The following is a 25,864-nucleotide window of genomic DNA, read 5'->3' on the forward strand; positions in this document are numbered from 1 at the left end:
GAGAACGCATTGCCGGAACGCCTGCTGCCGGACGGTCCGACTGGAGAAGGTGCATGGCGAAAGAAGAATTGATGCAGTTCGACGGTCTCGTGATCGAGATCCTGCCGGATGCGCGCTACCGCGTGCAGCTCGACCAGGGCCACGAGATCGTGGCCTACACGGCCGGCAAGATGAAGAAGAACCGCATCAAGACGCTGGCCGGCGACCGTGTGACCGTCGAGATGTCGCCCTACGACCTTGAGAAGGGACGCCTCGTGTTCCGCCACAAGGACGAGCGTTCCTCCGGCCCGCGTCCCCCCGTCCGCGGCGGTCAGTTCCGCCGCCGTTGACGACTGAGCGCGCGGCCCGGGCTCCGTCGGCCGCGCCCGCTTACCTCCTGCTCACAGCCACGGCCCTGCTCTGGGCCGGCAACGCGGTCACCAGCCGCTGGGCGCCGGGCCACGTCTCCCCTCAAGTGATCACGACCCTGCGCTGGGCGGTGGCCTGCGCGGTGCTGACGCCGTTCGCCGCCCGACGGCTCGCGGCCGAGTGGCCGCTCCTGCGCCCGCACTGGCTGCGCATCCTGCTGATGGGCGGGCTGGGCTACACGGCCTTCAACTGCCTGTTCTACGCGGCCGGCGTGCATACCGGCGCGATCAACCTCGCGCTCTTTCAGGGGGCGATCCCGGTTCTGGTGATCCTCCTGAACCGCCTGGCCTATCGCGTACCAGTCACGGCCGGCCAGGTCGCCGGCGTGGTCCTGACGCTGATCGGCGCCGGCCTCGCCGCGACCCACGGCGACTGGTCGGTGATCACGCACCTCGCCTTCAACCGCGGCGACGTGCTCGTCTTCGGGGCCTGCCTGCTCTACGCGGGCTACACCATTTTCCTGCCGACCCGGCCGAAGGTCTCGGCGCTGGCCTTCTTCGCCGCCATGGCGGTGGCCGCCTTCGTAACATCCCTGCCGCCGCTCGCCGTCGAGTGGGCGACCGGGCACGCCGTCTGGCCCAGCCGCGAGGGCTGGGCCATGGTGGCGTTCGTCGGCTTGGGGCCGTCGCTGCTGGCGCAGCTCTTCTTCATGCGCGGCGTCGAGATGATCGGTCCGAACCGCGCTGGCCTGTTCGTGAACCTCGTGCCGATCTTCGGCGCGATCCTCGCCGTCCTTCTGGTCGGCGAGCCGTTCGGGGCGACGCAAGCGGTCGCCCTCGCGCTGGTCCTCGGCGGGATCGCCTGCGCCGAGCGCCTGAAGCCGGCGCTCGCCGTCGAGTCCGTCCCAGAAGCCGCTTACTCGCAGACGCGGACGCGGCGGATGTAGACGTCGCCGTAGGGATCGACGGTGCGGCGGCGCTCGAAGTGGCAGACCGGGCCGTAATCCTCCTCGACGTAGACCGGCGGCGGGGCGCGGTAGACCGGGCGGCCCGGGTAGTAGCCGTTATTGGCGGACGCGATGGCGCCGCCGACCGCCAGACCACCAAGCACGCCGAGCGCGGCCGCGCCGCCGGCACCGATCCCGTCGCGGGCCTGGGCGGCCGGCGCGAGGGTGGCAAGACTCCCGACGACAAGGCTCGTCGCGAGAAGGTACTTCATGACTTCCCCCTGAAAGCAGGCGATTCGTGCCGAACGTCGGCACAGTCCCGCTAGCACACCCGAGCTTTGGGGCGTTTGTTCGGCCACACATGACGGGACTCGGCGGCTTGACGTGAGGTGTGCCGTCGCACCAAACCCAGGGCGACAGCGAGGGGCGCGGAGGCCGGTATGGTGACACGGGGCTTCGTCGGGCGCAGGCAGCCGCCCGAGAGCGGGGCACGCCTGCCGCCGGGCCAGTATCTCACCGATGATTTCCCGATCCTGCAGATCGGTCCCAACCCGGTGGTGGACCTCGCCACGTGGCGGTTCACGCTCCGCGAGGGATCCCGGCCGATCAAGTCCTGGAGCTGGGACGCGTTCGAGGCGCTGCCGCGGACCAGGTGGCACGGGGATATCCACTGCGTCACCAAATGGTCGAAGTTCGATACGGACTGGGAAGGGGTCAGCTTCGACGACCTTCTGGCGGATGCCGGGATCGCGGCGCCGACGGGGTTCCTGCTGGCGGAATCCTATGACGATTACACCACGAACGTTCCGGTGGCGGATCTCGTGGGCGGTCGCGCCCTCGTGGCCACCCGCTACGCCGGTGAGCCGATCCATCCGGATCACGGCGGGCCGGCGCGGCTGTTCGTGCCGCATCTCTATTTCTGGAAAAGCGCCAAGTGGGTGAAGGGGCTGCGCTTCACCACCGTCGACACCGCCGGCTTCTGGGAGCTGCGCGGCTACCACATGTACGGGGATCCCTGGCGTGAGCAGCGCTACATCGGTGACTGAGCCCGTCGTCTTCCGCTGGCATCAGGCCGAGATCACCGCGATCGCGCCCGTCACGCCCCACGTGAAGAGCGTCCGGCTGCGCTGCGGCTTGGCCGAGCAGTACCGGGCCGGGCAGCACGTCGATGTCCGCCTCACTGCCGAGGACGGCTACCAGGCCCAGCGCAGCTACTCGATCGCCTCGGCGCCGGACGGCAGCGGCACCCTCGAGCTGATGATCGAGGGCCTGCCGGACGGCGAGGTTTCTGGCTGGTTCTCGGATTGCGCCGAAGTCGGCGACCGGGTGGAGCTGCGCGGGCCGATCGGCGGCTCGTTCTCGTGGGACGGGCCCGACGGCGGCCCGCTGCTCCTGGCGGCCGGCGGCTCCGGTGTGGTGCCGCTGCTCGCAATGCTGCGGCGGCGGGCGCAGGGCTGGCGGGAGATCCCGGCGGCGCTGATCTACTCGGCCCGCACCCGCGCCGATGCGATCGCGGTCGCCGAACTGGAGCGGCTCGCCGCGACGGATCCCGGCGTCTCCCTGCATCTCGCGGTCACCCGCGAACCCGGTGGCAGGCGGATCGACGCTGCCCTAGTGGCCACCGCGCTGGCGCGGACCGGGCCGCCGGGGAAGGTGTTCATCTGCGGCTCCAACCGGTTCGTCGCCGCGGCGTCGGACCTGATCGTGGCCGCGGGCGTCGCCCCGGGCCTGATCCGCACGGAGCGCTTCGGCGCCTGAGCCACGGGATCTGGGCTGTCGCGGCCCGACGCGTGATTGCCTGCGTTTCGGCACCTTCGGCTCGATGACCAGCGCCGTCGTTCCGGGCTCGCCTGCGGCGCCCCGGGATGACGGCGTTGAACCGGTAACCCGCGCGGATCACGGGCTGAAGATCAGCACGAGGTAAACGAAGAACAGCACGAGGTGCACCGCGCCTTCGAGCACGGTCGTGCGCGAGCCCGAGAAGGTCTGGGCGCTGAGGATCAGCGTCACGGCGAGCAGGGTCATCTCGGTGGGCTTGAGGCCGAGCACCACGGTCTGTCCGGTGAGCAGGCCGATGGTCAGGATCGCCGGTACGGTGAGGCCGACCGTCGAGGTGGCCGCACCGAGGCACAGGTTGATCGCCCGCTGCAGCTCGTTGCGGGCCACCGCCTTGAGCGCCGAGATGCCCTCCGGGGTGAACACGATGGCGGCGATCAGCACGCCGCCCAGCGCCGAGGGCGCGCCGAGTGCCGCAATGCCGTGGTCGAGGATGACCGCGAGGCTCTTGGCCAGGATGACGATCGGCAGGACATTGGCGAGCAGCAGGCCGACATGCTTGGCGACACTGCCGCCCGACACGGAGGAGGCCTCTCCGGGATGCGCGTCCGCATCCCGAGCCTCGGCGTCGATGAAGAACTCGCTGTGCCGGCCGGTCTGGATCAGCAGGAATACGCCGTAGAGGGCCAGCGTGAACACCGAGAACGTCACCGCCTGGAGGGTCGTCAGCGTCCCGTCGCTGGTGGAGCTGGTGAAGTTCGGGATGATCAGCGCGATGGTGGTGAGCGGGATGATCACCGCCATGAAGGCCGAGGCCCCCTGGAGGTTGTAGCGCTGCTGGTGGTGGCGCAGGCCGCCGACCAGGAGGCCGAGCCCGACCACGCCATTCAGCACGATCATCAGCACCGCGAACATCGTGTCGCGGCCGAGCGTCGGCGCGTCCTTGGCCGAGAGCATCACGGCGGAAATCAGCGCCACCTCGATGATGACGATGGCGAGGGTGAGCACCAGGGTGCCCAGAGGCTCTCCCAGCCGGTGGGCCAGTTCCTCGGCCTCATGCACCACGCCGAACGCCGACCACACGATCACCGCCAACAGCCACGCGAACAATCCGCCCGCGAAAAGCGGCTGCGACAGGTCGCCGAGCCAGTCCTTGCCGAACCACGCGAAGGCGAGAACCGTCGCCCAGGCTACCGCCACTCGCAGGGCTGCCGTCATGTCCGTGATGCTCTCCGTGCCGACCGCGGCCAAGCTGCGGTGTGCGATACGTGACCGTCTCTAGGCCATCTGATCGCGGATGACAGGGCCGGTGCACCCTCGGCTGACCGCGCGCAACCGCCCCATGCTGCGGCGGGAGTGGTCAGTTGGCCCGGGAGGCGTTACCTTCCCACCACCCGAATAGAGTCCGGTGCCTGATTCCTCCGCCGCGCGATGGCGCGCTGCCGGGTGCGGCGCGGCCGTTGAGAGTTCCCCGAGCTTGCCTTTTCCGACCCTGCCCGCCCCCCTCGCGCGGGCCCTTGCCGATCGTGGCTACGCCGATCCCACCCCGGTCCAGGCCGCGGTGCTGGAGGCGGCTGCCGGCTCCCGCGATCTCCTCGTCTCCGCCCAGACCGGCTCCGGCAAGACCGTGGCGTACGGTCTGGCCATGGCGAGCCTGCTGATCGGCGACGGCGAGATGCTCCCGCCGCCGGCGGCGCCGCTCGCCCTGGTGATCGCTCCGACCCGGGAACTCGCACTCCAGGTGCAGCGTGAGCTGTTCTGGCTCTACGGCCCGGCCGGCGGCCGGATCACCGCCTGCGTCGGCGGTATGGATCCGCGCCGGGAAAGCCGGATGCTCGCCGAGGGCACGCATATCGTCGTCGGGACGCCCGGCCGCCTGCGCGACCACCTGGAACGGCGCAATCTCGATCCCACCGCGCTGCGGGCCGTCGTCCTCGACGAGGCCGACGAGATGCTCGATCTGGGCTTCCGCGAGGATATCGAGTTCATCCTCTCGGCGACGCCGCCCGAGCGGGCGACCTACCTGTTCTCCGCGACCCTGCCGAAGGGCATCGAGGCGCTGGCCGAGCGCTATCAGCGCGACGCGCTCCGGCTCGCGATCAAGAGCGAGACCCGGGGACACGCCGATATCGCCTACCGGGCGGTTCGGATCATGCCGCGCGAGACCGAGCACGTGGTGCTCAACCTCCTGCGCGAGGCGGACGCCAAGACGGCGATGGTCTTCTGCAACACCCGCAACGCCGTCCGCCATCTGCAGGCGAGCCTGACCGAGCGCGGTTTCTCGGTGGTGGCGCTCTCGGGCGAGCTCGGCCAGGGCGAGCGCAACGCCGCGCTCCAGGCCCTGCGCGACGGCCGCGCCCGGGTCTGCGTCGCCACCGACGTGGCCGCCCGCGGCATCGATCTGCCGTCCTTGAGCCTCGTGATCCACGCGGATCTGCCGCACGATGCCGAAGTGCTCCAGCACCGAAGCGGCCGGACGGGCCGTGCCGGCCGCAAGGGCACCTCCGTGCTCCTGATCCCGAACTCGCGCCGGCGGCGGGCCGAGCAGATGTTCGCCATCGCCAAGGTGAGCCCCGAATGGTCGGGGCCGCCCTCGGCCGACGAGATCCGCCGCCTCGACGGCGAGCGCATGTTGTCCGACCCGCTCTTCGCCGAGCCGCCGGCCGAGGAGGATGTGGCGCTGGCCGAGACGCTCCTGGCCAGCAAGAGCCCGGACGAACTCGCCGCGCTCCTGGCCCGCGTCTATCGCACCCGCCTGCCGGCGCCCGAGGAAGTCAGCGATCCGGGTGAGGGCCGCGCCCCGCGGGGCGAGCGGCCGCCCTACGACCCGATGGATCCCGAGCGGATCGCCGCCATGGGGCCGGCCGTCTGGTTTCGGCTCAATCTCGGCCGCCGCGACAACGCCGACCCGCGCCGCCTGCTGCCGATGCTGACCCGTCGGGGCGGCATCGGCCGTCAGGAGATCGGCGCGATCCGGATCTTCGAACGCGAGACCAAGTTCGAGGTGCGCGGCAATGCGGCGGCGCGCTTTGCCGAATCCTTCGCCCGCAACGGATCGCCGGAAATCCAGGTCGAGGCGCTCGTAGGGGATGCCCCTCCCGGCGAGCGCAGCGGACGGCCCAGCGGCCCGAAGGGCTTCGCGAGCCCGCGGGCCGGAAAGCATCAGCGCAAGGTCGAACGGACTGGTCCGAAGCCGGACCACAAGCCGGGCCGCCATTCGGGCCGAGGCTGAAAAGCTCGCTGCAGCCCGCCCTGTCGCTTCGCCGTCGTGCGGGGCGCGCCTCTCGCGATCGGTGAGGCCGCAGGCGGTTCGGGTGACCGACCGAGCGATCCTCGGTGATCGTTCACGGCTGAGCGGGCGTGCGAGCCCAGCTCAGCCTGTCTTCGCTGAGTGCCGCAGGCCGCTCAGAAGACGTTCTTCACCGCGTCACCGAGCGCATCGACGCTCTCCTTGAGCTTACGTCCCGCCGGCGCGAGGGACGGCAGCTTGATGCCGAGAACTTCGGTTTCTTCCGGTTCCGAAGCCTCGGCCTGTGCCACGGCGGTGGACGCCGGCGCCTTCGCCTTGGCGGCAACTTTGGGCGGAGCAGGCGGCTTCTGGGCTGTTACCGCCTTGCGTCCCGGCTTCTCGCCCTTCTCGGCCGCCGGCGGCGCGGCCACGGGCGCGGACGCGGCGACCAGTTTCTGAACAGGCGTCGCGGCGGGCTCGACCACGTCGCGCGCTTTGATGGCCTCCGAGGCACGCGGAGCGATGAGCGCCGCTGTCCGGCTCGGCGGCAGCGTCGCAGCCTGGCGCCCGGCGGCGATCGGCGCGATCGGGGTCGGGACCGGGATGCGGCGGGCCGGCGGTTCTGCGGCGGCAACCTTTGCCGGCGGCGGCGCGGCTGGATTTCCGGTCGGCGCGGCGGCCGGCGTGAACGCCTCGGGCAGCGCGGCCATTCGCAGGGCGGGCGATACAGGCTCGGCCGCCGGCACCGGCGCCGATGCCACCTTGCCGGAGCCTGCGAGCGCGGGGAGACCGTCTTTCAAGTCGGGCCAGTCGGCCGCTTTCCCGGAGACTTTGAACGTCGCTGGCGCCGGTGCGGCGAGGCCGGCCATCAAGGTCGAGGCGGCGACACCGAAGCCGCAGAGGGCCCCGGCCCCGGCGAGACCGAACAAGATGACGCGCAGGTTGACGCCGCGCTTCGGACGCAGCTCCGGATCCCGAGTCTCTCGGGTCTCAGAAGGATCCAGGGCGAGATCGATCATGGTCCGGGGTCTCTGACACGATGCACAATGCGCGCGACCGGGCTCCCCCGCGACCGGCCAGCGTCTTCCGATAGTACGGAAGAGGTTCGTCGCTGCATCCGACAGTGGAAGCGCAATACGGCGCAAAGATGTCGGCTCGAATCGGCACGCAGCCCAGTCGTGGCTCGGCTATCCACAAGATATACACGTGCCGCTTAAGAATCCGTCATCGCCGGGATCCCCCCGGTTCCGACGCTGCGCATCCTCTGCCGAGGTCCGCTCCACGGGACGGCTCGGCATGGACTTCGGCGGCGCGGCCGCTATGCGTCACGGGGTGGATACAGGACCGAAACACCTGACGCTGGACGACGCGCCTGCGCCTTTCAAGCACCGTACCGGGCGATGGCCCTGGGCGGGCTGGTCCACGCGCGCGCGGCTCGTCGCCGTCGTGCTGCTGATCGACGCGCTGGCGGCCCTGATCTCCTGCGGCGTTATCGTGCTTAACGCCCGCACGGCCGTGCGAGTCGAGACCCGCGCGTCGCTGGCCACCGTCGAGTCCCTGGTCGCGGATACGATCCGCCTCTCGGACACCAGCAACCCCGACACGCTGCTTCAGACCCTGGACCTCCGCTTCAAGGTGCTCCGTCACGTCCGCGTCGCCGTGCGCGACGCGGACGGGGACCAAATCGGGCAGCCGGCCTTGCCCCACCGGTCCGAGCGCGAGGCGCCGCGCTGGTTCGCCGACCTGATCATGCCGCCGATCGAGCGGCACACCCTGCCCATCGCGGTGAACGGCCAGCAGCTCGGCACCGCGCAGATCACCACGCAGCCGCTCGACGAGATCGACGAGATCTGGGGCTACGCCCGGGCGCTGTCGCTGACCACCCTGGCGATCAACGCCGCAATGCTGATCGCGCTCTACGTCGCCCTCGGCCGCATCCTGGCGCCGCTGCGGCGGCTCGGCGTCGGTCTGACGCAGCTGGAGCACCACGATTACACGGCGCGGCTGGAGCCACCCGGAGCCCGTGAGCTGGCGGTGATCGCCGATCGCTTCAACAAGGTGGCAGCGGCACTGGGTGAGGTCCGCGCCGCCAACGGCCGGCTCAATCGCCAGCTGTTGACCGCGCAGGATGACGAGCGGCGCCGCACCGCCCTCGAATTGCATGACGAGTTCGGCCCCTGCCTGTTCGCCCTCGAAGCCAATGCCGCCTCGATTGCCCGGATCGCCTCCGGTCCCGCCGAGCCCAGCCGCGAGAAGCTTGCGGCCCGGGCCGACGAAATCAGCACCATCGTGGGCCAGGTCCAGACGGTGAACCGTGAACTCCTGAACCGCCTGCGGCCGCACGGGCTCGGCCAGGCGCCCCTGGCCACCTGCCTCGACCTGCTCCTGCGCGGGTTCGCCCAGCGTCATCCCGCCATCGCCTTCGTCGGCCGGTTCGACGGGCTGGCGCGCGGCTACGGCGACCTCGTGGACCTCACCGTGTTCCGCTGCGTGCAGGAGAGTGCCACCAACGCCGTGCGCCACGGGGGCGCGACGCGGGTGGAGGCCGAGGCCGGCGAGGTGGACGGGCGGGTGCAGGCCACGATCCGCGACAACGGCACCGGAATCCCGGCTGAACACGGGACCGGACTCGGTCTTTCGGGGATGCGGGAGCGCGTCGAGGCCCTCGGTGGCAGCTTCGCCCTTGACAAAGGCGGCCCCGGAGCAATCGTCCGGATCACGATCCCCGTTCCGCCGGAGCAGGGCGACGAGAACAACGCGCCGAGCGCATGAACGCCATCGCCTCCCAGATCGACGTCGCAGCAACCCGTCTGCCGGTCCTGGTGATCGACGACCACCCGATCGTGCTGCAGGGCTGTCGACGCGTGCTGGAAGATGCCGGCGTCGAGACCATCGCGGAAGCGACCACGGTGGTCGGCGGCTACCGCATCTTTCACCGGCTGCGGCCGCCGGTGGTGATCTGCGATCTGACTTTCCAGGGCAGCGGCATGGCCGGCCTCGGCCTGATCCGAAGGATCCGCGCGGTGGCGCCGGAGACGCGCATCCTCGTCTTCAGCATGCACAACGATCCGGTCATCGTCGCGCGCGCCCTGGAGGCCGGCGCCCTCGGCTACGTCCTGAAGGACCATGCTTCGGCCGAGCTGTTCGAGGCCTTCGGCAAGGTGCGGATCGGCGAGGTCTATCTGGACCGCCGGCTCGCCACGGAGGTGGCGATGCTGCGCGCCGACGCCCGCCGCACCCCGGAATCCCAGCTCACGCCCCGCGAGCAGCAGATCCTGGCCCGCCTCGCCCAGGGGCGCTCCTACGGGGCCATCGCGGCCGACCTGTCGGTCAGCTACAAGACCGTCACCAACGCCTGCTCGCAGATGCGCCAGAAGCTCGGCGTGCGCACTCTCGCGGAACTGATCCACGTCGCCGTCACTCACGCGCAGCGGCAGGGTTAGAGGAATGGCCCTCGCGATGACGGGTGACGGCGGCCCGGGCTCCTTTTCCGGCGAGGCCTGGACGCGCAATGCCGCCGCCTGCGACACCATCGGGGCGATGCCGTTCAACGCGGAGCTTGCCGCCGGCACGCTGCCGCGCGCCACCTTCCAGCACTACATCGTCCAGGACGCCCATTACCTGATCGGCTTCGGCCGGGCGCTCAGCCTCGCCGCCGCGAAGGCGCCGGAACCGGACGGGATCGTGCAGTTCTCCCGGGCCGCACAGGACGCGATTGTGGTGGAGCGCGCGCTCCACGGCGGCTTCTTCCGGGATTACGGAATCGGCCCCGAGAGCTTCGCGGCGACGCTGCTGACGCCGGCCTGCGACCACTACGTGTCCTATCTTCTGGCGACGGCCTACGCGGAGCCCTTCGAGGTCGTCTGCGCCGCCCTGCTGCCCTGCTTCTGGATCTACAAGGCCGTGGGCGACGACATCTTCGCCCGCGCGGCGGCCGGGAATCCGTATCGGGCCTGGATCGACACCTATGCGGGCGAAGAGTTCGCCGAAGCGGTGGTCGGAATGATCGCGGCGACCGATCGGGCGGCGCTGACGGCTTCGGCGGGCACGCGCGAGCGGATGCACCGGGCCTTCACGCAGGCGACCCGGCTCGAATGGATGTTCTGGGACAGTGCCTACCGCGACGCCGGGTGGCCGGTCTGAAGGGTCGGCGGCATCCGTGAGAGCGCCGTCGGGCCCGAGCCGGCGCAACCTGATGGCCGCCGCAGCGGCGGCCGCGGCCGCCTGGCCGGCGCTCGCCGCAGGATCCGACACGCCCGGACTGATCCCGCCGGATCGATCGGTTCGGATCGCCATGCTGCTGTTCCCCGGCATGACCGCCCTCGACCTCGTGGGGCCGCAGACGCTGCTCGCCGGGATGGCTCAGGACAGCCTCTACCTCGTCGCCGAACAGATCGGTCCGGTCGCGGCCGACACCGGACTCGCTCTCGTGGCGACGCACAGCTTCGAGACCTGTCCGCAGGCGCTCGATGTCCTGTTCGTACCCGGCGGCGACGGCACGCCGGCGCAGATGCGCAATCCGACGCTGCTCGCCTTCCTGCGCGAGCGCGCCGCGCGGGCGACGTGGCTGACCAGCGTCTGCACCGGTTCGCTGATCCTCGGCGCCGCCGGGCTGCTGCGGGGTTACCGGGCCACCTCGCACTGGTGTCTGCGCGATGCGGCCCTGCCGCTCCTCGGCGCCGAGCCGGTGGCCGAGCGCGTGGTGTTCGACCGGAACCGCGTCACGGGCGCGGGCGTCTCGGCCGGGCTCGACCTCGGGTTGGCCCTCGCCGCGCGTCTGCGCGGTGCGGAGTACGCCCGAACCGCTCAGCTCGTCGCAGAGTATGCGCCGGAACCGCCGTTCCAGGCCGGCACGCCCGCGCAAGCTGGGCCGGCTGCCGTCCGGGCCGCCGATGCGATCCTGGTGCCGCTGGTCGCCGGAGCGACGGAGGCGGCGCGGTCTCCCGAGCCCGGCCTCAGCGATGCAGCTCTGCCACGCTGAGCGGCGACGTGCGGGCGCGTCCTTGACGGAGGCAGCCGCCCATCCGAACTGTGCCGTGCAAGATCCGCCGGAGCCGACATGTCCTTGATCGCACGCCTGCGCGCCTACGCGACCGAGGCCCTCGGCGTCGGCAGCCACGAAACCGTCGACGACACGCATCTGGCTGCCACGGCGCTTCTCGTTCACGTGGCCCGAGTCGACGGGATCCTGGCCCCGTCCGAGAGCGAGCGCCTGTCCCGCCTCGTGCAGGGTCATTATGCGGACGGCCCGGACGCGGCGCGCGCGCTCATCGAGCGGGCCGCCGCCATCGACTCCGAGACGCGCGACGTCGCGAGCCTCGTGGAAATGATTCCCCACGAGGCCGACAGGACCGAGCGGCAGGAGCTGCTGACCATGGCTTGGTCGGTCGCGGCCGCAGACGGCCATGTCGACGAATTCGAGGAGGCGCTGGTCGAGCGCCTCGGCCGCCTGCTCGGCTTCGACGACGGCGCCATCGCGGCCGCGCGGCGCAGCGGTCAGCACAGCGTCGGAATCGCCTGACGCCCCGGGGACGGCGATGATCGCGAGCTTGGCGCTGATCCTGCTCGCCCAGCTTCTGGGTGAGATCCTCGCCCGCGGCGCCGGGGTGCCGATCCCGGGCCCGGTCATCGGCATGGGGCTGATGTTCGCGTTCCTGCTTGTGCGCGACAATGCCCGATTCGGCTTGCCCCGCTATCTCCCGAAGCCGCTCACCGACGGAACGCTCGAATCCACGGCGCGCGGCCTGCTGATGAACCTGTCGCTCATGTTCGTCCCGGCGGGCGTCGGTGTCGTCGGCCGCCTGGACCTGCTGCGGGCGCAGGGCCTCAAGCTCGCCATCGTGCTGGTCGTCTCGACCGCGCTGTCGCTCCTGGTCACCGTCCTGGTCTTCCGCGCCGTGGCGGCCCTGGTCGAGCGACGCGGGTCCGACCGGGAGCCCTGACGCGTGAGCGGCGACTTCTCCCTCTGGGTCTATCTCGCCAAGACGCCGCTGCTGTGGCTGACGGTGACTCTGACGGCCTACGTCCTGGCGGACCGGATCGCCGCGGCCACCGGCCGGCATCCGATCGCCAATCCGGTGCTCATCACCGTGGCATTGGTCGGCGGGGTCCTGGCGGTGACCGGAACACCCTATCCCGCCTATTTCGAGGGCGCGCAGTTCGTGCACTTCCTGCTCGGACCCGCCACCGTGGTGCTGGCCATGCCGCTCTACGAGCGGCGGGCCACCGTGATGCGCGCGCTGGTGCCCATGCTCACGGCCCTGGCCGCGGGCTCGGCCACGACCTTGGCCGTCGTGATCGGCCTGGCGCGGTTGCTCGACATCCCGCAGCCGGTTCTCGTGTCGCTCGCGCCGAAATCGGTGACCTCGGGTGTCGCCATGGGCATCGCCGAGGCGCTCGGCGGCGACCCGACGCTGACCGCCATCCTGGTGATCCTCACGGGCATCATCGGCGCGATCCTCGTGACGCCGATGATGAACTTGCTGCGGATCCACGACATGCGGGCCCGGGGCTTCGCAGCCGGGCTCGCGGCGCACGGCATCGGCACGGCGCGCGCCTTCCAGGTCAGCGAGGTGGCCGGCACCTTCGCGGGCATCGCCATGGGGCTCAACGCGTTCGTGACGGCGATCCTGGCGCCGCTGGCGCTGCACCTGCTGTTCTGAGCTCTTAACCCGCTGACTTGAAGTCAACGCGGGTCTGGCGCTCTGCGCCAGTTGAATCGCAGCCTGCCTTCCACGGCTTCGGTCGCGTCGTCCGCACCAATCGGAGTGATGTCCGGCGGCAGTTCCCGAGGCCTCATCGCATCCTCGCCGATGCAGCCGCGTCAGCGGACCGGATTTTTCAACTCGAGGTGGTATTTATGGTGCGACAAATGCGCGCCACAGTTGTACTATGTTGCTCATGGCGCATAATAGCCCACGGTAGAGCTAATGCCAAAAAGATGGGCGAGCGCCGGATCGGCCATAAAGAAAAACCGAGGAGACGACCATGCGCACCGCCTCGCCGAGTGTTGAACTCGCAGCGAAGATCTTGAGCGCGTATGTAACGCGCAACAGCGTGCCCGCGGATCTTCTGCCCGAGCTGCTCTTGCAGGTTCACCGCTCGATCGCGGCGCTAGACCAACCCGCGAAGACGTCGATCGATCGACCGACCGACGCGCAGATCCGCGCCTCGATCCGCCCGGATTCGCTGATCAGCTTCGAAGACGGGAAGCCCTACAAGGCCTTGCGCCGCCACCTGACCATTCGCGGTCTGACCCCCGAGGCCTACCGGGCGAAATGGGGCCTGCCCGTCGACTATCCGCTGGTCTCGGCCGCCTATAGCGCCCGCCGGTCGAACATCTCGCGTCAGATCGGCATCGACCAGCGGCTGCGGGTCAGACAGGCGGCGGAGTAGCGCCGCACCGTCCGGCTGCGGACCGGCGGGGCGCGTTACGGCCAATCCGACGCTGACGCTTCGACGGCCGCCGTCGCGATGTCCTGGATCAGCAAGGCCACGAGCCCGGACCATCCGGTCTGGTGCGCGGCGCCGACGCCGCGTCCGGTGTCGCCGTCGTAGTATTCGTAGAAGAGGACGTGGTCGCGGAAGTTCGGGTCGTCCTGCTCGATGCGGCTGTGCCCGTAGACCGGCCGCTTCCCGTCGGATCCGCGGGTCGAGAGGCCGATCAGGCGCTGAGACAGATGCCGGGCGATCTCGCGCAGCGAGGAGGTCCGCCCCGAACCGGTCGGCGCCTCCACCCGGAAATCCGGTCCGTAATAGTCGTGGAAGCGGTTGAGGCCTGCGATCAGCAGGTAGTTCACCGGCATCCAGACCGGGCCGCGCCAATTCGAATTGCCGCCGAACAAGCGTGACCGGGACTCAGCGGGCTCATAGGCGAGGCCGAGGTCGCGGCCGTCCCACGCGAAGCAGAACGGCTGGTCCGCGTAGGCCCGCGATACGGCGCGCAGGCCGTGATCCGACAGGAACTCGCCCGGATCGAGGGCCCGGTGCAGCAGGGCCTTCAGCCGGTGGCCGCGCAGCAGGGAGAGCAGCGCGGTCTGACCCTGGCCGGGCTCGTTCCAGCGCGAGACCAGGGTCGCGAGATCCGGTCGGTTCTTCAGGAAGAACTCCATCCGTGCGCGCAGCGACGGCAGCTTCTCGAGGTCGCACGCGTTGATTGTCGCCACAGCGAAGATCGGGATCAGGCCGACCATGGTCCGCACCCGGATCGGCAGCCGCTGGCTGTCCCGTGTCTCGATCACGTCGTAGAAGAAGCCGTCCGCTTCGTCCCACACGCCCACGCCGGTGGCGCCCGCGATCAGGAGGAAATGCTCGAAGAACTTCTCCGCCATGTCCTCGAAGGTGGGATCCTGCAGAGCCAGCTCGATGGCGATGCGCATCAGGTTGAGGGCGTAGGTCGCCATCCAGGCCGTCGCGTCGGACTGGGTGAGGGTCGCTCCGTCGCCCACCGGCTTCGAGCGGTCGAAGATCCCGATATTGTCGAGCCCGAGGAAACCGCCCTGGAACAGGTTGCGGTCGTCCGCATCCTTGCGGTTCACCCACCAGGTGAAATTCAGGGTGAGCTTGTTGAAGATCCGCTTGAGGAAGGCGTGGTCGGGCACGCCGGTGAGCGCGCGGTCCAGCTCGAACACCCGCCAGGCCGCCAGGGCATGAACCGGCGGGTTGGCGTCGCCGAACCCCCACTCGTAGGCCGGAAGCGCCGCGTTCGGATGCGCGTAAGCCTCGTCGACGAGGAGCAGCAGCTGGTTCTTGGCGAAATCGGGATCGATCAGCGCGAACACGATCGCCTGAAGGGCGAGGTCCCAGGAGGCGAACCAGGGATACTCCCAGGCGTCCGGCATCGAGATGATGTCGTTGGCGCGGAGGTGCGCCCAATCGCTGTTGCGCCCGTGCTGGCGCTCGGGCGCGGGGGCGGGTTGGGCCGGATCGCCCGCGAGCCACTCGCGCACGTCGTAGTGATAGAGCTGCTTCGACCAGAGCATGCCGGCCAGCGCCTGCCGCTGGACGAGACGCATCTCGGGATCCGCGATCGACGCCTGGAGCGCCGCGTAGAACGCGTCCGCGTCGTCCTCGCGCGCGGCGAAGACCGCATCGAAATCCGCGAAGGGCTCCCCCGCTACGGTCTCGGCGCGCAGCCGCAAGCGCAGGATCCGCGTCTCGCCGGGCTCGAGATGCAGGTCGTAGCGGGCGGCGCACTTGGTGCCCGACAGCCCGTTGGCCGCGCCACGGTCGCCGCCGATCACGTGGCGGTCGATCCCGTCCTTGTAGAAGCCCGCGGCCGGGCCGCTGCCGAACAGCCGGTGGGTGTTGGTCTCGTTCTCGGTGAACAGCAGCTCGGCCGCGCCCTGCGCGAAGAACCGCATCGGCGGCATCGCGGCATGACGGGCCCAGACCGAGCCGTCGGACCCGGCCATCAGCTCCGGCTTGGCAACGTCCGGTTTCCAAGACCAGATATTGCGGGCCCAGAGCTGCGGCAGGAGCGTCAGGTCGGCGGCGTCGGGGCCGCGGTTCGTCGCGGTGACGCGCATCAGGATGTCGTCGGGTGCGGCCTTGGCGTAGGCGATCTCGACGTCGAAGTAGCGGCCTTCGTCGAACAGGCCGGTGTCGAGCAGCTCGTATTCCGGGTCGTCGAGGCCCCGCCTCGCATTCTCCGCGACCAGCTGTCCGTAAGGGAAGGCGGCCTGCGGGTACTTGTAGAGCATCCGCATGAAGGCGTGGGTCGGGAGGCCGTCGAGGTAGTAGTAGAGCTCCTTCACGTCCTCGCCGTGATTGCCCTCCTGGTTGGTAAGACCGAACAGGCGTTCCTTCAGGATCGGGTCGCGCCCGTTCCAGAGCGCGAGCGACAAGCACCAATTGAGATGGCGGTCGCCGAAGCCGCCGATCCCGTCCTCGCCCCAGCGATAGGCCCGGGAGCGGGCATGGTCGTGGGGCAGGTAGTCCCAGGCGTCCCCGCCCGCGCTGTAATCCTCGCGGACCGTGCCCCATTGCCGGTCGCTGAGATACGGACCCCACTGGCGCCAGGCCGGGTCGGTGCGAGCCTCGACGAGACGACGACCCTCAGCTGTCTCGAAGAGGTTGCGCGGAACGCCGTTGGGCTTGGTCATCAGCCTGCTGCTCCTGGACCCGATCCTCGCAGGCCCGATAGTGCCGTGCTGTGCCCGCGTGAAGTCAATGCCCGACCTGTGGCGGCGAGGCCGATCCGCTCAGGTGCGCGCGATCACGCGGATCCCGTCCGCGGCGGCCTCGACGGAGAGCCCGCGGTAATCCGGGGTCGCGGCGTGTCCGGCGCTCGCCCGCCTGTGGTGGGTGGCGGTGACGACCAGCACGGTCGCGCCGGCGGCCTCGGCCGCCTGGATGCCGGCCGGCGCATCCTCGAAGACCAGGCATTCCGATGCCGCCACGCCCAGCCGCTCCGCCGCCATCAGGAAGCAGTCCGGCGCGGGCTTGCCGTGACGAACGTCCTCGGCGGCCACCATGAGGGCGGGCAGCGGCATCCCGGCCGCCGCGAGGCGCTGGGTCGCCAGGGCCCGGGGCGCCGAGGTGACGATCGCCCAGCGCTCCGGCGGCAGCGCCTCTAGGAAGGCTCGCGCCCCGGCAATCTCCGCGATGTCGCCGACATCCTCCATCTCGGCCCGCGTGATCGCGGCAGCTTCGGCCTCCGGGTCGACACCGGGCAGGTTAAGGCGCCGGATCGTCTCCACCGACTGCACCCCGTGGATGGTCGGCAGGAACGACGCCGCGTCGAGACCGTGCGCCTCGGCCCAGCGCGACCAGACCCGCTCCGCCGAGGCGATCGAGCTGATGATCGTGCCGTCCATGTCGAACAGCATCGCGGAGAAGGGGCGCGTCGGAAGCGAGGTCTCGGACATGCGACCAGCTACGCAGCTGCAGCGGGCGCGACAATCGCCCGCCGCGCATGGCCGCGTCGCACGCGTCGGAGCGCCCGCGGGCGTGACGGCCGTCGGCATCGAAGCGCAGCCGCAAGAGCCGCCCGCTTCACGGGCCGGCGCCTTTGGTGTAGCGCGGGTGCAACCCCGGGCCGTTCTCGCCCCGCAACCGCGAACACCGCCAGACCATGCCGAGCCGCATCGACGCCACCTTCGCCCGCGCCCGCGCGGAGAACCGGTCCGTCCTCGTCACCTACGTGATGTCGGGCGACCCCGATCCCGAGACCTCCCTGGAGGTTCTGAGGGCGCTCCCCGGCGCCGGCGCCGACATCCTGGAATTCGGCCTGCCGTTCACCGACCCGATGGCGGACGGTCCTGCGATCCAGGCGGCGGGCCTGCGGGCGCTGAAGGCCAAGCAGACTGTTTCCGGCACGCTGGACCTCGTCCGCCGCTTCCGCGCGGAGAACGACGGCACGCCGATCGTGCTGATGGGCTACTACAATCCGATCCACACCTACGGGGTCGACCGGTTCCTGGAGGATGCGGTCGCGGCCGGCGTGGATGGCCTGATCGTGGTCGACCTGCCGCCGGAAGAGGATGCCGAGCTGTGCCTGCCGGCGCTGGCCAAGGGCCTGGCCTTCATCCGGCTGGCCACGCCGACGACCGACGAGCGTCGCCTGCCAGCGGTGCTCGCGAACACCGCGGGCTTCGTCTACTACGTGTCGATCACCGGCGTGACCGGCGCGGCGACGCCCGATTTCGGCAAGGTCTCCGAGGCAGTCGCCCGGATCCGCCGCCACACCGACTTGCCCGTGGTGGTCGGCTTCGGCGTGAAGACCGGCGCCCATGCGGCCGCGATCGCCAAGGGGGCCGACGGCGTCGTCGTTGGCTCGGCGCTGGTCGACGCCCTGGTCCGCTCTTTCGACGGTGAGGGCCGGCCGCAGGCCGGGAGCGTGCCGGCCGTCGTGGACCTCGTACGCGAGCTGGCCGAGGGGGTGCGATCCGCCGGCGTCGAGCGGGCGGCCTGAGCGGGCCTCCTGAACCCTGGCGGTGGGGCGCGCCCATCCTGATATCTGCGCGGGCTTGAAGCGGACGGACGCAACGCAATGGTCGAACCGATGAACTGGATCTCGGAGGTTGTGCGCCCCCGGATCAAGACTCTGTTCAAGCGCGAGACGCCGGAGAACCTCTGGGTCAAGTGTCCGGATACCGGGCAGATGGTCTTCCACAAGGAGGTTGAGGCCAATCACTGGGTCATTCCGGGCTCCGAGCATCACCTCAAGATGGCTGCCCAGGCGCGCCTGAAGATGATGTTCGACGAGGGCACCTGGATCGACGTCGCGCTTCCCGAGGTCGCCCCCGACCCGCTGAAGTTCCGCGACGAGAAGCGCTACGCCGACCGGCTCAAGGAGGCACGCGCCAAGACCGGGCTGCAGGACGCGTTCAAGATCGGCTTCGGCCGGGTCGGCGGCCTGCCGATGGTGCTGGCCGCGCAGGAATTCGGCTTCATGGCGGGGTCCCTCGGCATGGCGGCCGGTGAGGCCTTCGTACGCGGCGCCGAGACGGCGCTGGAGAAGCGTACCCCCTACGTGCTGTTCGCGGCCTCGGGCGGTGCCCGCATGCAGGAGGGCATCCTGTCGCTGATGCAGATGCCTCGGACGACGGTGGCGGTGCGCCGGCTCAATGCCGCGCGCCTGCCCTACATCGTGGTCCTCACGAACCCGACCACCGGCGGCGTCACCGCCTCCTACGCGATGCTCGGCGACGTGCATCTCGCCGAGCCGGGTGCCCTGATCTGCTTCGCCGGCCCGCGGGTGATCGAGCAGACCATCCGGGAGAAGCTGCCCGATGGTTTCCAGCGGGCGGAATATCTGCGCGAGCACGGCATGGTCGACCAAGTGGTGCATCGCCACCAGCTCAAGGAGACGATCACGCGCCTTTGCGGCTTATTGACCAACGTCGCCCAGGCCGGTGCGCCGGTCGCGGCCTCCGAGGCGGCGTAAGACCCACGCGATGGCCTCGTCCGACGCCCTGATGGCGCGTTTCCTCGCGCTGCACCCCCGAACCATCGACCTGTCGCTGGGGCGGATCGAGCGGCTGCTCGGGCGGCTCAACCATCCGGAACGGCGCCTGCCGCCGGTGATCCATGTCGCCGGGACCAACGGCAAGGGCTCGACCATCGCGTTCATGCGGTCGATCCTGGAGGCGGGCGGTCTTGCCGCGCATGTCTACACCTCGCCGCATCTCGTGCGTTTCCACGAACGGATCCGGATCGGCGGGATCGGCGGCGGCCATTTCGTGGACGAGGACCGGCTCGCTGACGCCTTCTCGCGCTGCGAGACCGCCAATGACGGCGAGCCGATCACCATGTTCGAGATCACCACGGCCGCGGCGCTGCTGCTGTTCTCGGAGAGCCCCGCCGACGTGCTGCTGCTGGAAGTCGGTCTCGGCGGACGGCTCGATGCCACCAATGTGATCGAGCGGCCGGCCTGCGCGGTCGTCACCCCCATCGGCCGTGACCACGCCGAATACCTCGGCGACACCGTCGAGTCGGTGGCGACCGAGAAGGCCGGGATCTTCAAGCGCGGCTGTCCGGCGGTGATCGCCGCCCAGGACTATGCCGAGGCCGACGCCGTGCTCTGCCGGCGGGCTGAGGCCGTGGGCGCCGGACCGATCCTGGTGGGCAACCAGGATTTCTCGGTCCACGAGGAGCGCGGCCGCATGGTCTATCAGGATGAGACGGACCTGTTCGACCTGCCGCGCCCCCGGCTCGCCGGCCGCCACCAGCTGGTCAATGCCGGCACCGCGATCACGGCTTTGCGCGCGGCCGGTTTCGGCGACATCGGAATCACCGCGCTGGAGAAGGGCCTGACCGAGGTCGAGTGGCCGGGCCGGCTGCAACGGCTTGGCCGCGGTCGCCTCGCCGCGCAGCTCGATCCCGGCGCCGAGCTGTGGCTCGACGGCGGCCACAACATCGATGGCGGCCGGATCCTGGCCGCCGCGATGGCCGATCTGGGCGAGCGGAGCGACGTGCCGCTGGTGCTGATCGTGGGCCTTCTCGGCACGAAGGACGCCGACGGCTTCCTGCGCAACTTCGTCGGTCTCGCGCGCGCGCTCGTCGCTGTGCCGATCACCGGTACGATGGCGGCACGTCCCGCGGACGAGGTGGCGCAGATCGGCGCGAGCGTCGGCCTTTCGACCTACGCGGCGCCGAGCATCGAGGCTGCTCTCGCTCTCGTGAAGGACATCGCCTTCGAGCAGCCGCCGCGGATCCTGATCTGCGGATCGCTGTACTTGGCCGGCTTAGTCCTTGCGGCCAACGACACGCCGCCGGTCTGAGTGCTCGCAAGTCCGGAGCGGTTCGGAGCTGCCCCGGCAGCTCCAGGGCTTGGCCCTGGACATCTCGCGAACTTTGGTTTCCGAGTTCCAAACGTCGTCGATTCGCCGCAATCAACGCGGCGAAAGCCGCTCCACGGCCACGCTTTCCCCCGGCTGTGGCAGCTAAGCTACATCCCCGAAAGCCACGATCGCTTATTTTCACTCTCGATCGGGCTAATGCTGGGGATCACAGTAATGAAGAAGCTTGTTACCTCTCTTGCGGCGTTTACGGCGCTCACCGCCGCCGCTTCGGCCGCCGACCTGCCGCGTCGCGCTCCGCCGCCGGTGTTCACCCCCGTTCCGGTGTTCACCTGGACCGGCGCCTACTTCGGTATCAACGCCGGCTACGCCTTCGACGCCAGCAGCAACTCGACCCGCGGCTTCGTCCAGACGCCCGGCAACCCGGTCGCTCTGGTGCCGGGCGGTCTCGTCCCCTACCAGGCGCTTCTGCCGAACGGCTCGTCGCTGGTCTACGACAACAACAGCCGCGAAGGTTTCTCGGGCGGTGGCCAGATCGGCTACAACTGGCAGCTGAGCCCGGGCAACGGCGCCGTGATCGGCTTCGAGGCCGACGCGCAGTACCTCGACTTCGGCCGTCGCGCCCGCTTCGCCACCAACGCCGGCGCGATCAACCCGGGCTTCATCCCGGTCAACGGCACGCTCAACACCATCGACTTCTTCGGCACCGTCCGCGGCCGTCTCGGTTACGCCTTCGACCGGACCCTCGTGTACGCCACCGGCGGTTTCGCCTACGCCACCGGCACGGATGACGGCGCGCGCGTCGGCTTCCAGAACTTCGCCGGTCGCCGGAACGACTTCAAGACCGGCTGGACCGTCGGTGGCGGTATCGAATACGCCCTGCCGACCGATTCCTTCCTGAACTTCTTCCGCTCCTCGGCCGTCACGCTGAAGGTGGAAGGCCTGTACGTGAACCTCGACAGCAACAACCGCGCCCAGTTCCCGCTGGTCGGCGCCGCGATCTCCCCGGTCGGCCTCGTGCCGGTGTACTCGCTGGCCACTGCCCGTCGCGACGAGAACGCCTTCGCTGTCGTCCGCGCCGGCCTGAACTACAAGTTCGGCTCGTACTGAGACCGGACGTCGAGTCCCGGGCAGAAGCCCGGGACTTCATAAGAACAGGGTCTTGAAACCGAGAAAGCCCGGCCTTGCGGCCGGGCTTTCCTTTTTGCCGTCCTCGCGGATCGTTCAGGCGGTCTGCGCGCCGATCCAGCGGGACAGGTCGCCCTTCGGGGCGGCGCCGACCTTCTGGTCAACCCGCTCGCCGTTCTTGAACAGGAGCAGCGTCGGGATCGAGCGAATGCCGTACTGGGCGGCGATCTGCGGATTCTCGTCGACGTTGACCTTGGCGATCTTCACCTTGCCCTGAAGATCGGTCGCGATCTCCTCGAGCGCCGGGCCGATCTGGCGGCACGGGCCGCACCACTCCGCCCAGAAATCCACCACGACGGGCTCGGCGGACTTGAGAACGTCCTGCTCGAAGCTCGCGTCGGTTACTTTCACCGTCGCCATAACGTCACCTTTCGGAAGTCGCCGCCGGTCGGGCAGCGTCGAACGGGCAGGGGCCCGCGCGGTCCGACCAGAATTGGCGACGGGTGACTGCGCGGTCAAGAAGTCCGGCCGCTCCGGCGAGAGCGGGCTCCCGTCTCCCGTTGCCGCGTGTGCGCTGGCGCATGTCGGCACCGGCAGAGCTCGGGGAGCGCGTCGTCAGGTCACGATCTTGGCATGCTCGAGGGCCGCCGCGACGTCGCTGGCCTCGAGGGATCGGATCACCGGGCCGGAGGTCCAGATCAGCATGGGACGAATCGTTCGGCCGGGATAGATCTGGCCGAGGAGCCGGGCATACAGGGCGATCTGGCCCGCCTCGGCCGGCGGCAGCGGCGCGTCCTCGTCCGGCGGGCGCCCGGTCTTGAAGTCGGCGATGCGCACCGTGTCGGCCGTGACCGAGATCCGGTCCACTCGCCCCTGGACCGAGCGCTCGCCCTGCTCCGTCCGCACCCGCCCCGACAGGCTGACCTCCGCGCGCGCTTCGGGCGCGAAGAGCGGCGCGAGGTCCGGGTCGTCGATGAGGCGCAGCACCGACCGGACGATGCCGTAGACGGCGGGGCGCGGTAATCCAGGCGCCCGCGACCGTACGAAGGCGAGCCCGGCGGCCTCCCGGCGTGCCGGCTCGACCCGGGGCAGATGCTGCAGGAGCGCGTGGATCAGGATGCCGCGCCGCCGGGCCTGCGCATCCGCCAGGCGTGGCGGCGGCACGCGAGTGCCGTCCGCGGCCTGGAGCGCGCCCGACGGGCTGAGCGTCGGCACCTCCGGCTCGGGCGGCACGGGGCTGCGCAGCCAGGACGGCTCCGGCTCCGGAGCGGCGGCTTGCGGCGGCCCACCGGGTTCGCGAGCCGTCTCCATCCCGTCGTGCCACACGGTCGCGGAACCGTAGGACAGCTCGATCGACCGGCCGGCGCCGAAGGCGTTCTCCAGCCCGGCATGGATCATCCGGCACCATGCCGTCTCGCTCTCGCGTTCGTGGCCGCGGAAGGGGGCGACGATCAACCGGTCGGCGGCCCGGGTCATGGCCACGTACAGCAGGCGGTTGTGTTCCTGCCGGGCACGGGCGAGCAGGGCCGCGCGCGCCTCTCCGGCGGCCGCGCAATCCTGCGTCTTCCCCCCGGACCAGACCGGCGGCAGGACGGCCCCTTCCATCGCCAGCGGCAGCAGCGGCGGATCGTTGCGTCCCAGGGGCTCGCAGCCGTCGAGGATCACGACCACCGGCGCCTCGAGACCCTTGGCCCCGTGCACGGTCATCACGCGGACCTCGTCTCGACCCGATTCGAGGTCGCGCTTGACCGTATGCCCGGCCTCGGCACCGACATAGCGCGCCAGGAAGCCGCCGAGAGAGGGCGCATCCTCTCCGGATTCGGCCTGGGCCGCGGCGGCGAGGAACACGTCGATGGCGTCGCCGGCCTCACCGCCGAGGCGGGCCACGAGTTTCGCGCGGCCACCCTGCGGGCCGAGGAGCCGGGCATAGAAGCCGAACGGGCCGTGTAGGCCGGCGAGCCGGATCCAGTCGGCAAGCGCCGTACGCCCGCGGATCGCCGCCGCGTCGCCGGCCTCCGCGTGCCGGTGCAGGGCATCCTCCAGGGTTTCGGACAGGTCGCGGCGAGCGGCGATCCGCACCAGATCGTCGTCGGTGAGGCCGACGAGCGGCGTCTTCAGCGCCGTGGCGAGGGTCAGGTCGTCGGCGGGAAGCAGGCCGGCCCGTCCGGCCGCGACGAGGTCGGCCACCGCGATATGGGCCGAGACCTCCAGCCGGTCCTGCCCGGCGACGGGGACTGCGAGCCCCTTCAGGGCCCGGATCACCTCCTCGAAGGCGGGTCCGCGCTTGCGCACCAGGATCAGGACGTCGCCGGGACGCCAGATCCGGCCGGTGGCGTCGCCGCGCGTGGTCCAGGTCCGCACCGCCTGCGCCACGCGACGGGCCGTCACGATGGCGGGGGCGCTGATCTCGGGCGCGTCCAGCGGCGCCGTCCAGGCCTCGGGCTCGGCCGCCGGCTCGGGCTCGGCGATCGGCCACAGCTCGACCGCGCCCGGCGCCCCGGGCCGGGCGCTGGCATGGACGGTCTTGCGCACCGTGTCGTCGAAGGACAGGCCCTCATTGTGCGCGTCGAGGGCGAACACCGCGTCGACCGCCTGCAGGACCAGGCTCGTGGAGCGGAACGACAGCGTGAGCGGGACGTCCTCGAAGGTCAGGCCGGCCGAACGCGATTCGGCGATCCAGGCCGCCCGGGTAAGGGCGAATTCCCGCGGCTCCGCGCCCTGGAAGCCGTAGATCGACTGCTTGGGATCGCCCACCGCGAAGCGCGTGCGGGTCCCGGTCCGGGCGCCCTCGCCGGCGGCGAATTCCTGCGTGATCGCCCGCAGGATCGCCCATTGCTCCGGGTTGGTGTCCTGCGCCTCGTCGACGAGCACATGGTCGATGCCCCGGTCGAGCTTGTACAGCACCCAGCCCGCGCCGACGCGGTCGAGCAGATCCAGCGCCTTGTGGATCAGATCATCGAAGTCGAGGGCGCCGAGCCGGGCCTTCTGGGCTTCGACCCGCCGATGGATCTCGGCCGCGAGCTGGAACAGCGCCTGCGTGCGGGCATGGGCGCGGGCGGCGCGCAGGCGGTCGAACAGCGGCACCAGCCGCTCCCGCTCGGCGATCAGGGCCTCCTTCACGGCGGTCGGGACGCTCTTGGTCCCGAGGCTGCTGTCGGCCTTGGGCTCGTCCTTCTGGGTGAAGAACACGCCGCGATAGAGCGCGAGCGCCTCGCTCCGGTCGGGAAGCGCCTCAGAGCGCACCCGCTCGGCCTCCGCGGCGGCGAGCGCGTCCGCGAGCTTCTCGTCGTTGGCCTTGCCAGTGCGGAGCGCCGCGACCAGCGCGCCGCGCTCGTCCGGCGCACAGCCGGGGCCTCCGTCCAGGATCGCCGCCTCGATCCGCTCGGCGGTCTCCTCCGCGGCGAGCCCGAGCGCGCCGTGGAGGCGCGCAAAGGCGTCGTCCAGCCCGGCCCGGTCACCGATCAGGCCGCGGGCCCGCATCGCGGAGCGGATCGCCGCCCGGAGGGTGTCGCCCGTCGCCTCCGGCGTCACGCGGGCGAGGGCCGCGCTCAGCGGCGTGTCGCCGTTCGAGACCGCGTCGGCCAGGACGTTGGCCATCTCGATCTCGAACAGCTCGCGCGCCTTGGTGTCGTCGAGCACCACGAAGCGGGCCGGGACGTTGGCCTCGAACGGGAACATGTGCAGCAGCCGCTCGCAGAGGGCGTGCAGCGTCTCGATCTTCAGGCCGCCCGGCGTCTCCACGGCCCTGGCGAACAGGCGCCGCGCCATGCGCAGTCGATCCGGCCCGGCGCGCTCGCCGGTCAGATCCGCGAGTTCGGCGGCGAGGGCCGCGTCATCCAGCGTCACCCAGCGCCCGAGAAGGCGGAAGACGCGGATCGCCATGTTGGCGGCGGCGGCCTTGGTGAAGGTCAGACACAGGATGCGTCCGGGCGGCGCGCCGTCGAGCAGCAGCCGCACCACCCGGTCGGTCAGCACCTTGGTCTTGCCCGCCCCGGCATTGGCCGACACCCAGGCCGAGGCGCGCGGGTCGGCCGCCCGGCGCTGGTTCGCCTGCGTCAGGTCATCGACGACGAAGGGTCTGAGGGCTTGCGTGGTGGCGCTGCTCAAGGGTCCGTCCGGCTCGGCTGCCGCATCTCTCTACAACAGAAACGGCCTCGCGCACCCGCCAAGGCGTCACACCGGGCGATGCGGGAT

Annotated in this window: 24 protein-coding genes; 17 read left to right on the forward strand and 7 right to left on the reverse strand. The window is 70.5% G+C overall.

The window, feature by feature from the left end:
- Positions 1 to 53 precede the first annotated feature (53 nt).
- On the forward strand, positions 54 to 329 hold the full coding sequence (infA, locus tag AC3WSN_RS29090; protein ID WP_012320343.1) for a translation initiation factor IF-1: 276 nt from the start codon (positions 54 to 56) through the stop codon (positions 327 to 329).
- On the forward strand, positions 326 to 1,294 hold the full coding sequence (locus AC3WSN_RS29095) for a DMT family transporter (protein WP_492542701.1): 969 nt from the start codon (positions 326 to 328) through the stop codon (positions 1,292 to 1,294). Before infA ends, AC3WSN_RS29095 begins: the two co-directional genes overlap by 4 nt.
- On the opposite strand, the gene AC3WSN_RS29100 is transcribed toward AC3WSN_RS29095, so the two are convergent.
- Positions 1,264 to 1,566 carry a hypothetical protein gene (locus AC3WSN_RS29100; protein WP_091781038.1) on the reverse strand — a complete coding sequence of 101 codons (303 nt, stop codon included), beginning with the start codon at positions 1,564 to 1,566 and terminating at the stop codon, positions 1,264 to 1,266. The genes AC3WSN_RS29095 and AC3WSN_RS29100 overlap by 31 nt on opposite strands.
- Before the next feature lie 168 nt (positions 1,567 to 1,734).
- On the opposite strand from AC3WSN_RS29100, the gene AC3WSN_RS29105 reads away from it, so the two are divergent.
- On the forward strand, positions 1,735 to 2,340 hold the full coding sequence (locus AC3WSN_RS29105) for a sulfite oxidase-like oxidoreductase (RefSeq protein ID WP_492542703.1): 606 nt from the start codon (positions 1,735 to 1,737) through the stop codon (positions 2,338 to 2,340).
- Positions 2,315 to 3,052: an FAD-binding oxidoreductase gene (locus AC3WSN_RS29110; RefSeq protein WP_492542705.1), complete on the forward strand. Its 738-nt coding sequence runs from the start codon at positions 2,315 to 2,317 to the stop codon at positions 3,050 to 3,052. Before AC3WSN_RS29105 ends, AC3WSN_RS29110 begins: the two co-directional genes overlap by 26 nt.
- Positions 3,053 to 3,190: 138 nt before the next feature.
- Here AC3WSN_RS29110 and AC3WSN_RS29115 read toward each other — a convergent pair whose 3' ends face one another.
- A complete protein-coding gene (locus AC3WSN_RS29115; protein WP_492542707.1) occupies positions 3,191 to 4,288 on the reverse strand; it encodes a calcium:cation antiporter in 1,098 nt (365 codons plus the stop codon).
- Between the two features lie 259 nt (positions 4,289 to 4,547).
- Here AC3WSN_RS29115 and AC3WSN_RS29120 point away from each other — a divergent pair, with 259 nt between their 5' ends.
- The gene (locus AC3WSN_RS29120; protein ID WP_192706652.1) at positions 4,548 to 6,302 is read left to right on the forward strand and encodes a DEAD/DEAH box helicase; all 1,755 of its coding nucleotides are present in this window, start codon (positions 4,548 to 4,550) and stop codon (positions 6,300 to 6,302) included.
- 173 nt (positions 6,303 to 6,475) lie between these two features.
- Here the strand turns inward: AC3WSN_RS29120 and AC3WSN_RS29125 are convergent, their stop codons facing one another.
- Complete coding sequence (locus tag AC3WSN_RS29125) at positions 6,476 to 7,168, reverse strand: hypothetical protein (RefSeq protein ID WP_492542710.1); 693 nt, start codon at positions 7,166 to 7,168, stop codon at positions 6,476 to 6,478.
- 427 nt (positions 7,169 to 7,595) lie between these two features.
- Here AC3WSN_RS29125 and AC3WSN_RS29130 point away from each other — a divergent pair, with 427 nt between their 5' ends.
- The 8 genes from AC3WSN_RS29130 to AC3WSN_RS29165 all read left to right on the forward strand — a co-directional run bounded on the left by AC3WSN_RS29130 (position 7,596) and on the right by AC3WSN_RS29165 (position 13,694).
- Positions 7,596 to 9,071 carry an ATP-binding protein gene (locus tag AC3WSN_RS29130; RefSeq protein WP_492542712.1) on the forward strand — a complete coding sequence of 492 codons (1,476 nt, stop codon included), beginning with the start codon at positions 7,596 to 7,598 and terminating at the stop codon, positions 9,069 to 9,071.
- Positions 9,068 to 9,742: a response regulator gene (locus tag AC3WSN_RS29135; protein ID WP_192706655.1), complete on the forward strand. Its 675-nt coding sequence runs from the start codon at positions 9,068 to 9,070 to the stop codon at positions 9,740 to 9,742. The genes AC3WSN_RS29130 and AC3WSN_RS29135 overlap by 4 nt, the downstream gene beginning before the upstream one ends.
- A gap of 4 nt (positions 9,743 to 9,746) precedes the next feature.
- Complete coding sequence (locus AC3WSN_RS29140) at positions 9,747 to 10,442, forward strand: TenA family protein (RefSeq protein WP_492542714.1); 696 nt, start codon at positions 9,747 to 9,749, stop codon at positions 10,440 to 10,442.
- Between the two features lie 151 nt (positions 10,443 to 10,593).
- Complete coding sequence (locus tag AC3WSN_RS29145; RefSeq protein WP_492543318.1) at positions 10,594 to 11,280, forward strand: DJ-1/PfpI family protein; 687 nt, start codon at positions 10,594 to 10,596, stop codon at positions 11,278 to 11,280.
- Positions 11,281 to 11,358: 78 nt separating this feature from the next.
- Complete coding sequence (locus tag AC3WSN_RS29150; RefSeq protein ID WP_192706657.1) at positions 11,359 to 11,820, forward strand: tellurite resistance TerB family protein; 462 nt, start codon at positions 11,359 to 11,361, stop codon at positions 11,818 to 11,820.
- A gap of 16 nt (positions 11,821 to 11,836) precedes the next feature.
- Complete coding sequence (locus AC3WSN_RS29155) at positions 11,837 to 12,241, forward strand: CidA/LrgA family protein (RefSeq protein WP_492542716.1); 405 nt, start codon at positions 11,837 to 11,839, stop codon at positions 12,239 to 12,241.
- Positions 12,242 to 12,244: 3 nt separating this feature from the next.
- Positions 12,245 to 12,961, forward strand: coding sequence for an LrgB family protein (locus AC3WSN_RS29160; RefSeq protein WP_492542718.1), 717 nt, complete (start codon positions 12,245 to 12,247; stop codon positions 12,959 to 12,961).
- 325 nt (positions 12,962 to 13,286) lie between these two features.
- Entirely contained in the window at positions 13,287 to 13,694 is a 408-nt protein-coding gene (locus AC3WSN_RS29165) for a Ros/MucR family transcriptional regulator (RefSeq protein ID WP_192706660.1), read from the forward strand.
- Between the two features lie 35 nt (positions 13,695 to 13,729).
- On the opposite strand, the gene AC3WSN_RS29170 is transcribed toward AC3WSN_RS29165, so the two are convergent.
- Both AC3WSN_RS29170 and AC3WSN_RS29175 read right to left on the reverse strand, forming a co-directional pair.
- The gene (locus AC3WSN_RS29170; RefSeq protein ID WP_492542721.1) at positions 13,730 to 16,402 is read right to left on the reverse strand and encodes an MGH1-like glycoside hydrolase domain-containing protein; all 2,673 of its coding nucleotides are present in this window, start codon (positions 16,400 to 16,402) and stop codon (positions 13,730 to 13,732) included.
- Between the two features lie 99 nt (positions 16,403 to 16,501).
- Positions 16,502 to 17,167 (reverse strand): HAD-IA family hydrolase, encoded by a 666-nt coding sequence (locus AC3WSN_RS29175; protein WP_492542723.1) that lies wholly within the window; start codon positions 17,165 to 17,167, stop codon positions 16,502 to 16,504.
- Between the two features lie 206 nt (positions 17,168 to 17,373).
- Between AC3WSN_RS29175 and trpA the strand changes: the two genes are divergently transcribed.
- The 4 genes from trpA to AC3WSN_RS29195 all read left to right on the forward strand — a co-directional run bounded on the left by trpA (position 17,374) and on the right by AC3WSN_RS29195 (position 21,652).
- A complete protein-coding gene (gene trpA, locus AC3WSN_RS29180) occupies positions 17,374 to 18,213 on the forward strand; it encodes a tryptophan synthase subunit alpha (protein WP_492542725.1) in 840 nt (279 codons plus the stop codon).
- Positions 18,214 to 18,291: 78 nt separating this feature from the next.
- Entirely contained in the window at positions 18,292 to 19,188 is an 897-nt protein-coding gene (accD, locus tag AC3WSN_RS29185; protein ID WP_492542727.1) for an acetyl-CoA carboxylase, carboxyltransferase subunit beta, read from the forward strand.
- Between the two features lie 10 nt (positions 19,189 to 19,198).
- Positions 19,199 to 20,524 carry a bifunctional folylpolyglutamate synthase/dihydrofolate synthase gene (locus AC3WSN_RS29190; protein ID WP_192706665.1) on the forward strand — a complete coding sequence of 442 codons (1,326 nt, stop codon included), beginning with the start codon at positions 19,199 to 19,201 and terminating at the stop codon, positions 20,522 to 20,524.
- 234 nt (positions 20,525 to 20,758) lie between these two features.
- The gene (locus AC3WSN_RS29195) at positions 20,759 to 21,652 is read left to right on the forward strand and encodes an outer membrane protein (RefSeq protein WP_192706666.1); all 894 of its coding nucleotides are present in this window, start codon (positions 20,759 to 20,761) and stop codon (positions 21,650 to 21,652) included.
- A 114-nt stretch (positions 21,653 to 21,766) separates the two neighbouring features.
- Here the strand turns inward: AC3WSN_RS29195 and trxA are convergent, their stop codons facing one another.
- Both trxA and addA read right to left on the reverse strand, forming a co-directional pair.
- Entirely contained in the window at positions 21,767 to 22,090 is a 324-nt protein-coding gene (gene trxA / locus AC3WSN_RS29200) for a thioredoxin (RefSeq protein WP_010682902.1), read from the reverse strand.
- A gap of 195 nt (positions 22,091 to 22,285) precedes the next feature.
- The gene (addA, locus tag AC3WSN_RS29205) at positions 22,286 to 25,777 is read right to left on the reverse strand and encodes a double-strand break repair helicase AddA (protein ID WP_492542730.1); all 3,492 of its coding nucleotides are present in this window, start codon (positions 25,775 to 25,777) and stop codon (positions 22,286 to 22,288) included.
- Positions 25,778 to 25,864: the final 87 nt, after the last annotated feature.

This window comes from Methylobacterium sp. FW102-HT35C08 (assembly GCF_058790235.1).